Here is a 12,676-nt window from a genome sequence, read left to right as displayed (position 1 = left end):
CGCCTCACGCACGGTGGCGACCCCGCCCGTACTGTCAGCCCCCGTCCGTGCTGTCCGTCCCGTCCGTCCCGTCCGTCCCCTCCGTGCCGGCGGGAAAGTAGGCGGGACTGAACATCTCCCGTACGAAGATCAGCGGCCCGCCCGCGTCGCACATCACGTACGTCTTCGACGCGCAGGGCTTGTCCGGTGCCTCGGGCCAGGCGGCACGCCCGACGTGGAGCAGCCGCCGCTCCAGCCGGCTGCCCCGGCCGGCCAGCGCGTACCCCAGGGGCCGCGGGGCCAGCATCGCCGCGTCCACGTCCGCGTCGCGGCCGGCCGCGGCGACCACGACGTTGGCGGAGACGGGCACACCGGCGGGCGTGACCAGCCGGGTCCGGCGCAACAGGCACGGCCGGCCCGCCTCGAGACCCAGCGCCGCCCGGGAGGCGGAGTCGTCGAGGGCGTGCGCGGACAGCCGGGCGGTCTGGGTGATCCGGACGTGCAGGGACGCCTTCACCACCGCTTCGAGCAGGACGGTCGTCAGGCCGTCGCTCGCCAGGAGCATGCGCGTGCGGGCCGAGGCGAACCCGGCGATGCGCCGGTCGAGGCCGGGTGCGGAACCGGGGGGCGGAGCGTAAGGAGGAGCTGTGGTCATCTGATACGCGGCCTGCTTTCGCTGAATGCGGGGGTGGGGGCCTCTCACAGCGCGGTGGAGCGCGGGAGGAGTGCGCGGGGGCGGGGGCGGGGCGGGTCTACCGGGCGGCCTCGTGCGGTCTGCGGCCCCACGCCGTCAGCATCGCGATGAACATCTCCCGGGTCGAGGGCCGGCGCACGTGGGCGACGGCCTCGTCCAGCGTGGCCTTGGCCACCCCGTCGGCCAGCAGGTGGCTCTCGGACTGCTCGAGCGTGTGCGCGACGAAGGTGCCGAACCCCGGATTCATCCCGATGATCGGATGGTGCGCGAGCAGACCGACCTTGGCCAGTCCCAGGTCCGTGAGGATCTGCGGGTACCGGGAGGCGAAGTGGAGGTCGCTGCCGATCACGTTCGCCATCATGCGGAAGTGGCCCGTCATCACCTCGCGGTAGGCGGGGTGATGGTACTGCTCGGGGTGCAGGGCGACACCGTCGGTGAGCACCAGCAGCCCGCCCGGCCGCACCCAGGACAGCATGCGGGGCAGCAGTTCCTCCCGCTGCCGCAGGTGCATCACCAGCAGCCTGGCGTGGACGAGGTCGAACGCGCCCGGAGGGAAGTCGGTGTCGTTGACGTCGGCGTGGACGACATCGAGGTGCGACCGCTTGCGCGCGAGGAACGTGATGTCGCGGTCGAGCGCGGTGACCGGCCCGTGGACGGTCCGGCTCAGCCAGGAGCTGACGGTACCGGTCCCCGCTCCGACGTCGAGACAGCGCCAGCCGGGCCCGACACCCAGGTCGTGCAGGGTTTGGAAGGAGACAGGGTCCAGGGCCCGGGTGAGCCCGTCCAGACGTGTCTGTTCGTTGTCGCGTGCCGATGAGAAGAGCACATCGCCGTAACTTTCCGTAGCCACGGCCGGATCAACGATCTACCGGTTGTGACGACACGGGCGGCCCGACGAGGGCTGCTCATCCGCCGTTCGCCCGTCGTTCGCCGCCCCGTCCGCCCGCCGCCCCGGCCGCCCGCCGCCCCGCCGCCGGACGGGGCGGCGGGGCCGGGGCCGGGCGTCGTACGCTGGAGACCCCCGGCCCGCGGCGCGTGTCGGGCCCGTCGTGTTGCACACCTCCGGAGGGAAGCCGCCCCGAATGAGCCTGCACGGTCTGTTGGACGCCGTCGTCAAGGACACCGCCCTCGCGGAAGCGATCTCGGCGGCCGCCGACGGCAACCGCATGCATGTCGACCTGGTCGGCCCCTCGGCCGCCCGCCCGTTCGCGGTCGCCGCCCTCGCCCGGGAGACCGGCCGCACGGTGCTGGCCGTGACGGCGACCGGCCGGGAGGCGGAGGACCTGGCGGCGGCCCTGCGCTCCATGCTCCCGCCCGAGGAGGTCGCGGAGTACCCGTCCTGGGAGACGCTGCCGCACGAGCGGCTCAGCCCGCGCAGCGACACCGTGGGACGCCGCCTGGCCGTGCTGCGCCGGCTGACGCACCCCCGCGCGGACGACCCGGAGACGGGTCCGGTGTCGGTCGTCGTCGCGCCCGTACGGTCCGTGCTCCAGCCGCAGGTCAAGGGCCTGGGCGAGCTGGAGCCGGTCGCGCTGCGGACCGGAGGGAGCGCCGACCTGGACGAGACGGTCGAGGCGCTCGCCGCCGCCGCGTACGCGCGGGTGGAGCTGGTCGAGAAGCGTGGCGAGTTCGCCGTACGCGGCGGCATCCTCGACGTGTTCCCGCCCACCGAGGAACACCCCCTCCGGGTGGAGTTCTGGGGCGACGAGGTCGAGGAGATCCGTTACTTCAAGGTCGCCGACCAGCGTTCCCTGGAGGTCGCCGAGCACGGCCTGTGGGCCCCGCCCTGCCGCGAGCTGCTGCTCACCGAGGACGTACGGGAGCGCGCGCGGGTGCTGGCCGAGCGGCACCCGGAGCTGGGCGAGCTGCTCGGGAAGATCGCCGAGGGGATCGCGGTGGAGGGCATGGAGTCCCTCGCGCCGGTCCTGGTCGACGACATGGAGCTGCTCCTCGACGTCCTGCCCGAGGGCAGCATGGGCGTCGTGTGCGACCCGGAGCGGGTGCGCACCCGCGCCTCGGACCTGGTGGCGACCTCGCAGGAGTTCCTGCAGGCGTCCTGGGCGGCCACCGCCCAGGGAGGCGAGGCGCCCATCGACGTCGGCGCGGCCTCCCTGCGGTCCATCGCGGACGTCCGGGAGCGGGCCCGTGAGCTGGGGATGATGTGGTGGTCGGTGTCGCCGTTCGCCGCCGACGAGTCGTTCGCGTCCGACGGGGACGGCGACGGGGCGGGTGGCTCGGACACCCTCAAGCTCGGCATGCGCGCCCCGGAGGCCTACCGGGGCGACACCGCGCGGGCGCTCGCCGACACCAAGGGCTGGCTCGCCGACGGCTGGCGCACGGTGTTCGTCACCGAGGGCCACGGCCCGGCCGCCCGCACCGTGGAGGTGCTGGGCGGCGAGGGCGTCCCGGCCCGCCTGGCCGGGGCGGCCGACGGGAAGGCGGGGACGGGCGAGCTCGGCGAGATCGCCCCGGCCGTCGTCCACGTCGCCTGCGGCTCCCTCGACAACGGCTTCGTCGACCCCGTGCTCCACCTGGCCGTGCTCACCGAGACCGACCTGTCCGGCCAGAAGGCGTCCGGCCGCGAGGGCGTGCGCATGCCGGCCCGGCGCCGCAAGACCATCGACCCGCTCACCCTGGAGCCGGGCGACCACATCGTCCACGAGCAGCACGGCGTCGGCCGCTACATCGAGATGGTGCAGCGCACCGTGCAGGGCGCGACCCGCGAGTACCTGGTGGTGGAGTACGCCCCCGCCAAGCGCGGCCAGCCCGGCGACCGCCTCTACATTCCCACCGACCAGCTGGAGCAGATCACCAAGTACGTCGGCGGTGAGGCGCCCACCCTGCACCGGCTCGGCGGCGCCGACTGGACCAAGACGAAGGCCCGCGCCAAGAAGGCCGTCAAGGAGATCGCCGCCGACCTGATCAAGCTGTACAGCGCGCGCATGGCGGCCCCCGGGCACGCCTTCGGCGGCGACACGCCCTGGCAGCGCGAGCTGGAGGACGCCTTCCCGTACGCGGAGACGCCCGACCAGCTCACCACGATCGCCGAGGTCAAGGAGGACATGGAGAAGACGGTTCCGATGGACCGGCTGATCTGCGGCGACGTCGGCTACGGCAAGACGGAGATCGCGGTGCGGGCCGCGTTCAAGGCGGTGCAGGACGGCAAGCAGGTCGCCGTCCTCGTCCCCACGACGCTGCTGGTGCAGCAGCACTTCGGGACGTTCGGCGACCGGTACGCGCAGTTCCCGGTGAACGTGCGGGCGCTGTCCCGGTTCCAGACCGACACGGAGGCGAAGGCGGTCCTCGAAGGGCTGAAGGACGGCTCGGTGGACGTCGTCATCGGCACCCACCGGCTGTTCTCCTCGGAGACGAAGTTCAAGGACCTGGGCCTGGTCATCGTCGACGAGGAGCAGCGGTTCGGCGTCGAGCACAAGGAGCAGCTGAAGAAGCTGCGCGCCAACGTCGACGTGCTGACCATGTCCGCCACTCCGATCCCGCGCACCCTGGAGATGGCGGTCACCGGCATCCGTGAGATGTCGACGATCACCACGCCGCCGGAGGAACGCCACCCGGTGCTCACCTTCGTCGGCCCGTACGACCAGCGGCAGATCGGCGCGGCCGTCCGCCGTGAACTGCTGCGCGAGGGGCAGGTCTTCTACATCCACAACCGGGTCGAGTCGATCGACCGCGCGGCGGCCCGGCTGCGCGAGATCGTGCCCGAGGCGCGCATCGCGACCGCCCACGGACAGATGTCGGAGTCGGCGCTGGAGCAGGTCGTCGTCGACTTCTGGGAGAAGAAGTTCGACGTGCTGGTGTCGACGACGATCGTCGAGTCCGGCATCGACATCTCCAACGCCAACACCCTGATCGTGGAACGCGGCGACAACTTCGGCCTGAGCCAGCTGCACCAGCTGCGCGGCCGGGTCGGCCGCGGGCGGGACCGCGGTTACGCGTACTTCCTGTACCCGCCGGAGAAGCCGCTGACGGAGACCGCGCACGAGCGCCTCGCGACGATCGCCCAGCACACCGAGATGGGCGCGGGCATGTACGTGGCGATGAAGGACCTGGAGATCCGCGGCGCCGGAAACCTGCTCGGCGGCGAGCAGTCGGGCCACATCGCGGGCGTCGGCTTCGACCTGTACGTCCGGATGGTCGGCGAGGCCGTCGCGGACTACCGGCGCCAGCTGGAGACCGGCGGGATCCAGGAGGAGCCGCCGCTCGAGGTCAAGATCGAGCTGCCCGTCGACGCGCACGTCCCGCACGACTACGCGCCCGGCGAGCGGCTGCGTCTGCAGGCGTACCGGGCGATCGCCGCCGCCGACAAGGAGGAGGACGTCACGGCGGTGCGCGAGGAACTCGTCGACCGCTACGGCACGTTGCCGGAGCCGGTGGAGAACCTGCTGCTGGTGGCGGGGCTGCGCATGCTCGCCCGCGCGTGCGGTGTCGGCGAGATCGTCCTGCAGGGCAACAACATCCGGTTCGCGCCGGTGGAGTTGCGCGAGTCCCAGGAACTGCGCCTCAAGCGGCTCTACCCGGGCACGGTCATCAAGCCGACCACGCGCCAGGTGCTGGTGCCCCGCCCGAAGACCGCGAAGGTGGGCGGGAAGCCGCTGGTCGGCCGGGAGTTGCTGGCGTGGGTCGGGGAGTTCCTGACGTCGGTCCTGGGGTCGTGACCGGCCCCGCCCCGTTCCGGGCCCCGGACACACGAAACGGCGGACACACGAAACGGCGGACACGGGAAACCGGTGGACCCGCGAAACCGGTGGACCCGCGAAACCGGTGGACCCGCGAAACCGCCCACGGGAAGGGGGTCCGTGGGCGGTTCCCGGCCCTGGGGCACGTCGGGTTCCGGTGACGTGGGGGCGGACGGCTGAGCGAGGAGACCCGGGGTCTACGCCTGGTCGTGGTGGCCCCGGTCGCGGTGCAGGCCGAACCGTTTCTCGGCCTGCCGCTGTCCGGCGTCGACCTGGCTCTCGTGCTTGCCGCCGGTCCTCTTGTTGATCTTCTTCTCCGCCGCGTCGGAGGCCTTCTTCGCCTTGTCCTGCGCCGAGCGGTTGCTCTTGAACTTGTCGAGGATGCCCATCCGGAGCTCCTTCCCGGGTGTCTCAGCACCGACCCTACGCGGAATCATCCCTTGATGCTCGATTTGTACCGATGTGGTCTGGACCTCTCTCTGGCTACGGTGGGACCAGGTGCGATCCGGCCGTTCGGGGACGGGTGCAGAGGGGCAAAGGGGTGGTGCGCCGTGGGGCGGTACTCGACGACGTTCTCGGCGTGCGCGGCACGGGGCGGGACGCGGGGCGCGGCGGGACGCGCGGGAGTGGCGGCGCTGGCCGCCGTACTGCTCCTCGCCGGCTGCGAGGTCCTGGAGGAGGGGAGCGGTTCTCCCGCCGAGGGCGGCGGCGCGGCGCAGGCGCCGGACGGACGCGCCGTCAGCCCCCTGGACAACCCGGACGGCACCGGACCGGGCCTCGCCCCGCTGACCGGGGAGGCGGACCGGGCCGACGGGCGTGCACTCATCGAGACGGTGCGGACCAAGGGGCGCGGGCCGAAGACCGGTTACGACCGCGACGAGTTCGGCTACGCCTGGAAGGACACGGCCGACGGAGTGCCGTTCGCCCGCAACGGTTGCGACACGCGGAACGACTTGCTGAAACTCCACGGGCGCAACGTCGAGTTCCGTACCGGTTCCGACTGCGTGGTCGTCTCGATGGACGTGTACGACCCGTACACGGGCAAGGACATCGCCTGGAAGAAGGCGAAAGCCGCCGAGGTCCAGATAGACCACGTGGTGCCGCTCTCGTACAGCTGGCAGATGGGCGCCTCCCGCTGGTCCGTGGACAAACGGGAACAGCTGGCGAACGACAGCCTCAACCTCCTCCCGGTCGACGGCGGCGCCAACTCCTCCAAGGGCGACTCCGGGCCCGCGGCCTGGCTGCCGCCCAGCAAACGGATCCGGTGCGCGTACGCGGTCCGCTTCGCCCAGGTCGCCGTCAAGTACGAGATGCCGGTGACCGCCGACGACAAGGAGATGATGCTGCGGCAGTGCGGCGGCTGACCGTCCTGACGGCAACGGTCGGCAACGGTTCGGTACACACCGGGACCGGTTGTCCCCATCGGCCTATACGCTCGGACTTCCCGGCGCCTTCCGCTCGCGCGGTTTCGCCCACCCGTACCACCCGCACGACCCGTACCACGCGTGTCACTCGCGCGCTCGTACCCCTCGCACCACTCGCACCACTCGCACCACTCGTCCCATCGGCCACACCGGTCCAGGAGCAGTCATGTACGGCCACGGCGCGGCGCCGCCCCAGCGCAGTACGGCAACGGTCATCTCCCTGCGCGTGCTGATCGCCGCCGCCGGCGTCCTGTCGTGCGGGCTGCTGGCCTGCGTGCCGCTGTTCCGGGTCGCGGTCCTGCGGGGCCGCCTCCCCGACTGGCTGATGGCCTGGGTGAGCCTGCCGCTCTCCCTCTTCCTGCTGATGGTGATCGGCTCGCTCCCGGAGTCGGACCCCCGGACCGATGTCGCCCTCTTCGGCCTCCTGCTCCTGGGCGCGGCCGCCGCCGCGTACTACCTGACCGTGGACATCCGCCACCACCACCGGCTGCGCCAGTACGGGGTGCACGGCATGCCGTCGCCCCACGCCACGACGATGCACGCGCACGGGGGCGCCCCCGCCCCGTACGGCTACCCGCAGCCCACGTCGCCGTACGCGCACACACCGGTGCCGCAGCCCCAGCCCGGGATGCCCCCGCAGATGCCCCGGCCGCCCGTGCCGCACCACGACGGGGCCCCCACCCCCGTACCTCCGGCCCAGTCGCCGCAGCAGCCCGGGCCGGCCCGGATCGACCAGGTGCGCGCCGAACTCGACGAGCTCAGCGACTACCTGCGCAGAAGCGACGGCGGCCGGGGCGACGGCGACAAGCAAGGGGGCAGGTGAGGGTGACGGCGGGACGTGTCGTCGCCGGCCGCTACGAGCTGTCCACGCTCATCGGGCAGGGCGGCATGGGGCAGGTCTGGACGGCCTACGACAAGCGGCTGGACCGGCGGGTCGCGGTGAAACTGCTGCGCCCGGACAAGGTGGCCGGCCAGGAGGCCGACGAACTGCGCCGCCGCTTCGTGCGCGAGTGCCGGGTGACCGCGCAGGTCGACCACCCCGGCCTCGTCACCGTGCACGACGCGGGCAGCGAGGGCGACGAGCTGTTCCTCGTCATGCAGTACGTCGACGGCGCCGACCTCGGTGACCACCTCGCCGAGCACACCCCGTACCCGTGGCAGTGGGCGGTGGCGGTGGCCGCGCAGCTGTGTGCCGCGCTGAGCGCGGTGCACGCCGTGCCGATCGTCCACCGTGACCTCAAACCGCGCAATGTGATGGTGAAGCAGGACGGCACGGTCACGGTGCTCGACCTGGGCGTCGCCTCCGTCATGGACAGCGACACCACGCGCCTGACCCACACCGGTTCACCCATCGGCTCGCCCGCCTACATGGCCCCGGAGCAGGCGATGGGCGGCGTGGTCGGCCCGTACACGGACCTGTACGCGCTCGGCGTGCTGCTGCACGAACTGCTCAGCGGCGACGTGCCCTTCGCGGGCTCGACGGCGCTCGGCGTGCTGCACCGGCACCTCTACGAGGCGCCGCAGCCGGTGCGCCAGGTCCGTCAGGAGGTCCCCGAGGCCCTGGAGGCGCTGGTCCTGCGTCTGCTCGCCAAGGACCCGCAGCACCGCCCCGCCTCCGCCCAGGAGGTCTACGAGCACCTGACGCTGCTGCTGCCGTCGCGGGGCACACCCACCGGAGCGCCCCTCGACCCCACACGTCCCTTCCTGCGTCCGCACGCCCCCTGGCCGGACCGTGCGCGCACCCCCGCGCCGCAGCCCGTCCCCGCCGCACCGCCCGCGCCCGTCACGGAGAAGGCCGATGTCGCCGCCGCCGTGGACGAGGTCAAGCGGCTGCTCGGCGAGGGCCGTATCACCCAGGCGGTGGACATTCTCGGCGGCATCCTGCCCGTCGCCGCCGAAGAACACGGCGAGCACTCCCCGGTCGTCCGCACCCTGCGCAAGCAGTACGCCGCCACCCTCCTGGACGACGGCCAGTACCGGCGCGCGCTGCCCGAACTGCGCCGTCTCGCCGACGAACGCGCCACCGAGGCGGGCCAGGCCGACCCGCAGTCCCTGCGCTACCGCTACGAGGCGGCCCAGTGCCTGGAGCAGCTCGGCCGGCCGACAGCGGCGCTCTCCGAGTACCGGGCGCTGCTGCCGTACTACGAGAACCGGTACGTGGCCGCGGGCGACCCCCAGCTCGCCCATGACGTCCGCCGCCGCATCGGCCACCTCCTGCTCGCCCTCGGCGACCGCCCGGCCGCGCACGAGACCCTGGCCCGGCTGCTGCACGACGTGGAGCGTTCCCAGGGCCCCGGCCACCCGCTCGCCGGGGAGATCCGCCGGACCCTGCAGTGGCTGGGGCAGGTGCGCGGATAACGGGGCAGGACGTCCTTTTTCACCACCCGGGCGGGCCGGCGGGGGTGCGGCGGTGCCGGAAGTCCTGGTGAATCGTTGGTCGAATGGGTTGGCCGGAGCCCGGCCGCTGCCTACCATCGATCACCGCAGGACTTTGTGCACCGCCGCACAAGCTCTCCTCAGGAGGTTTCCTTGCACCGCCGTCGCCGCACCGCGCTCCTCCTCACCGCCGCCCTCACCGCGGCGGCCCCCCTGCTCACCGCCTGCGGGAACGACGCGCATCCCGGCGCGGCGGCCGTCGTGGGCGGTCAGCGGATCACGGTGTCGCAGCTGGAGAGCCGGGTCGGCGAGATCCGCGCGGCCCAGCGGGAGGCGGTGCCGGACGAGGCCCAGTACGAGCAGGTCATCGCCCGCACCGGCAGCCTCACCCGCGACACCCTGCAGGGCATGGTCCTGGACCGGGTGCTGGAGCGCGCCGCGCGCGACGCCGGTGTGACGGTCACCCCCAAGGAGGTCCAGGGGATGCGCTCCGGTCTGGAGGAACAGGCCGGCGGGGCCGAGGCGCTGGAGACGGCCTGGCTGCAGCAGTACGGCATCCCGCCGGAGCGGCTCGACGACAACCTCCGCCTGCAGCTCCAGGCCCAGAAGCTCGCCCAGCGGCTCGGCACCGACACCAGCAGGCCCGAGTTCTGGCAGGCGCTGTCCGAGGCGAGCAAGGAGCTCGACGTCGACCTCAACCCGCGCTACGGCACCTGGGACGACGAGAAGAGCAGCCGCGTCGACGCCAGGACCCCGTGGGTACGGGACGTCACGGGGGAAGCCGCGGCCCAGCCGGTCGCCTGACGGGCCGGGCGGTCGCCGGACGGGCCGGGCGTACCGTCACACCGCGCCGGTCCCCCTGTGGACAACCTTCGGAGGGCCGGCGCCGCAGTGGGTTAGTTTCGGACCGTGAACGCACCCAGCCCCGCAGCCCCCTCCGCGGCCCCGACCGGCCGCATCGTCCTGCTCACCACCAGCCACCGCGTCGCGCCCGGTCTGCTGTCCTGGCCCGCCTGGCAGACCCTGCGCGCGGCCGACACGGTGCTGTGCGCGGACGGCACCCATCCGCAGCTGCCGTATCTGCGGGAGGCGGGCATACCGGTCGAGGAGGCGTCCCCGGCCGCCGAGGAGCTGGTGGACGCCTGCGCCGGCGGGCGCACGGTGGTGGTCGTGGCGACCGGCGAGGGCGAGCCCGCCCTGACCGACGGCCTGGCCCGCCTCGCCGGCACCGGCCGCGTCCCGATGCCGGAACTGGAACTGCTCCCCGCCTCCTACGACCTGCCGGGCGCCCGCCTGCTCGACCTCGTCCAGGTCATGGACCGCATCCGCGCCGAGTGCCCCTGGTCCTCCCGGCAGACCCACCAGGGCCTGGCGAAGTACGGCATCGAGGAGGCGTACGAACTCGTCGAGGCGATCGAGGAGGGCGACCGGGACGAACTGCGCGAGGAACTGGGCGACGTCCTCCTCCAGGTCGTCTTCCACGCCCGGATAGCAGAGGAGCACCCCGAGGAGCCCTTCTCCGTCGACGACGTGGCCGGCGGCATCGTCACCAAGCTCGTCCACCGTCACCCCCACGTCTTCGGCGACGCGACGGCGACCACCCCCGAGGAGGTCAAGGAGCACTGGCTGCGTACCAAGGCGGTCGAGAAGCGGCGCACCTCGGTCACCGAGGGCGTCCCGCTCGGCCAGCCGGGACTGGCCCTCGCCGCCAAACTCGCCTCCCGCGTCCGCACGGCGGGCCTGGACGTCCCCCTGCCCCGGGCGGAGGGCATCGGCTACGAACTGCTCGGCCTCGCGGCGCGGGCCGAGGCGGAGGGCGTCGACCCGGAAGCGGCGCTGCGCGCGGCCGCCCGGGCCTACCGGGACGCGATACGGGCCGCCGAGGGCGTGGGGGAGTAGGGCGCGGTCCCCCGGCGTGGCCGGCCACCGTCGCGGGGAGCGGGACGCACCTGCCCGCGTGCCGCCGGATACGGTCGAGCGGTGACCGACCAGCACCAGCCTCAGCCCCGGCCCGAGCACGGCGCCCCCGCACTCTTCACCTGGGAGTTCGCGAGCGACCCCTACCCCGCGTACGCCTGGCTGAGGGAGCACGCGCCCGTGCACCGGACGCGGCTGCCCAGCGGGGTGGAGGCCTGGCTGGTCACCCGGTACGCCGACGCCAAGCAGACCCTCGCCGACCCCCGCCTCTCGAAGAACCCGGCGCACCACGACGGGCCCGCCCACGCCAGGGGCAGGACCGGCATCCCCGGCGAGCGCAAGGCCGAGCTGATGACGCATCTGCTCAACATCGACCCGCCGGACCACACCCGGCTGCGCAGACTGGTCAGCAAGGCGTTCACACCGCGCCGGGTCGCCGAGTTCGCGCCCCGGGTGCAGGAGCTCACCGACGGCCTCATCGACCGGTTCGCGGAAGGCGGCTCCGCCGACCTCATCCACGACTTCGCCTTCCCGCTCCCCATCCACGCCATCTGCGACCTGCTCGGCGTTCCGAAGGAGGACCAGGACGACTTCCGCGACTGGGCGGGCATGATGATCCGTCACGCGGGCGGGCCCAGGGGCGGTGTCGCCCGGTCGGTGAAGAAGATGCGCGGCTACCTGGCCGACCTGATCCACCGCAAGCGCGAGGCCCTGCCCGCCGAACCCGCCCCCGGCGAGGACCTCATCTCCGGCCTGATCCGGGCCTCCGACCACGGCGAGCACCTCACCGAGAACGAGGCCGCCGCCATGGCGTTCATCCTGCTGTTCGCCGGCTTCGAGACCACCGTCAACCTCATCGGCAACGGCACCTACGCCCTCCTCACGCACCCGGGGCAGCGTGAGCGCCTGCAGACGTCCCTCGCCGCCGGGGAACGCGGGCTGCTGGAGACCGGGCTGGAGGAACTCCTGCGCTACGAAGGGCCCGTGGAGCTGGCCACCTGGCGGTTCGCCACCGAGGCGCTCACCCTCGGCGGGCAGCACATCTCCGCCGGCGACCCGGTCCTCGTCGTCCTGGCCGCCGCGGACCGCGATCCGGAGCGGTTCGCCGACCCCGACGCGCTCGACCTCGCGCGGCGCGACAACCAGCATCTGGGGTACGGCCACGGCATCCACTACTGCCTCGGCGCCCCGCTGGCCCGCCTGGAGGGCCAGACCGCGCTCGCCACGCTGCTGACCCGGCTGCCGGACCTCGAACTCGCGGCGGATCCGGCCGAACTGCGCTGGCGCGGCGGCCTCATCATGCGCGGACTGCGCACACTGCCGGTGAAATTCACCCCGCCCCCGATGTGATGTTGCGAACGGGGGCGGCGCGCCCGGAAAGCATTCCGAAATGCCCAGGATGGTCTGTGAAAGGGCCCCGGAAAGACCCTCGGCATGCCCGTCGGCCACGGCTCCAGTGACCGTCAGGACCCCCTCGAACAGGGTCCGTCGACCCTTGGTAGGACGTCCGTAAAGGTGACACCCACTCAACTCTGTGATCTTCATGTGATCTGCGCGGCATGAACTTGTGACAGACGCTCGACTGCCTATAC

10 protein-coding genes are annotated in these 12,676 nt (G+C 72.8%); 7 read left to right on the top strand and 3 right to left on the bottom strand.

The window, feature by feature from the left end; genetic code table 11:
• Positions 1-34: 34 nt before the first annotated feature.
• Together TU30_RS36075 and TU30_RS19705 are read right to left on the bottom strand one after the other, a co-directional pair.
• Positions 35-634 carry a hypothetical protein gene (locus TU30_RS36075; protein WP_042171753.1) on the bottom strand — a complete coding sequence of 200 codons (600 nt, stop codon included), beginning with the start codon at positions 632-634 and terminating at the stop codon, positions 35-37.
• A gap of 97 nt (positions 635-731) precedes the next feature.
• Complete coding sequence (locus tag TU30_RS19705) at positions 732-1,523, bottom strand: class I SAM-dependent methyltransferase (protein ID WP_158719340.1); 792 nt, start codon at positions 1,521-1,523, stop codon at positions 732-734.
• Between the two features lie 232 nt (positions 1,524-1,755).
• On the opposite strand from TU30_RS19705, the gene mfd reads away from it, so the two are divergent.
• Positions 1,756-5,346, top strand: a complete 3,591-nt coding sequence (mfd, locus tag TU30_RS19700) for a transcription-repair coupling factor (protein WP_042171752.1) — start codon at positions 1,756-1,758, stop codon at positions 5,344-5,346.
• Between the two features lie 218 nt (positions 5,347-5,564).
• Here mfd and TU30_RS19695 read toward each other — a convergent pair whose 3' ends face one another.
• A complete protein-coding gene (locus tag TU30_RS19695; RefSeq protein ID WP_042171751.1) occupies positions 5,565-5,756 on the bottom strand; it encodes an antitoxin in 192 nt (63 codons plus the stop codon).
• 237 nt (positions 5,757-5,993) lie between these two features.
• Between TU30_RS19695 and TU30_RS19690 the strand changes: the two genes are divergently transcribed.
• The 6 genes from TU30_RS19690 (at position 5,994) to TU30_RS19665 (ending at position 12,434) form a co-directional block, all read left to right on the top strand.
• The gene (locus TU30_RS19690; RefSeq protein WP_042171750.1) at positions 5,994-6,731 is read left to right on the top strand and encodes an HNH endonuclease family protein; all 738 of its coding nucleotides are present in this window, start codon (positions 5,994-5,996) and stop codon (positions 6,729-6,731) included.
• A gap of 226 nt (positions 6,732-6,957) precedes the next feature.
• Entirely contained in the window at positions 6,958-7,614 is a 657-nt protein-coding gene (locus TU30_RS19685) for a hypothetical protein (RefSeq protein ID WP_042171749.1), read from the top strand.
• 38 nt (positions 7,615-7,652) lie between these two features.
• Entirely contained in the window at positions 7,653-9,149 is a 1,497-nt protein-coding gene (locus tag TU30_RS19680) for a serine/threonine-protein kinase (protein ID WP_267889349.1), read from the top strand.
• 171 nt (positions 9,150-9,320) lie between these two features.
• Complete coding sequence (locus tag TU30_RS19675) at positions 9,321-9,971, top strand: SurA N-terminal domain-containing protein (protein ID WP_042171747.1); 651 nt, start codon at positions 9,321-9,323, stop codon at positions 9,969-9,971.
• Positions 9,972-10,076: 105 nt separating this feature from the next.
• On the top strand, positions 10,077-11,066 hold the full coding sequence (locus TU30_RS19670) for a nucleoside triphosphate pyrophosphohydrolase (RefSeq protein ID WP_042171746.1): 990 nt from the start codon (positions 10,077-10,079) through the stop codon (positions 11,064-11,066).
• Between the two features lie 81 nt (positions 11,067-11,147).
• Entirely contained in the window at positions 11,148-12,434 is a 1,287-nt protein-coding gene (locus TU30_RS19665; protein ID WP_042171745.1) for a cytochrome P450, read from the top strand.
• The last annotated feature ends 242 nt before the right edge of the window (positions 12,435-12,676 follow it).

It is taken from the genome of Streptomyces sp. NBRC 110035 (assembly GCF_000829695.1).
Taxonomy (GTDB): Bacteria; Actinomycetota; Actinomycetes; order Streptomycetales; family Streptomycetaceae; genus Streptomyces.
The sequence above is the reverse complement of the archived record's forward strand: the minus strand, read 5'-3'. Positions and strand labels throughout refer to the sequence as shown.

Excerpts from the sequence above, each read along its gene's own strand:
- mfd (WP_042171752.1), top strand. The coding sequence starts at position 1,756 with ATGAGCCTGCACGGTCTGTTGGACGCCGTCGTCAAGGACACCGCCCTC.
- TU30_RS36075 (WP_042171753.1), bottom strand. The coding sequence starts at position 634 with ATGACCACAGCTCCTCCTTACGCTCCGCCCCCCGGTTCCGCACCCGGC.
- TU30_RS19685 (WP_042171749.1), top strand. The coding sequence starts at position 6,958 with ATGTACGGCCACGGCGCGGCGCCGCCCCAGCGCAGTACGGCAACGGTC.
- TU30_RS19695 (WP_042171751.1), bottom strand. The coding sequence starts at position 5,756 with ATGGGCATCCTCGACAAGTTCAAGAGCAACCGCTCGGCGCAGGACAAG.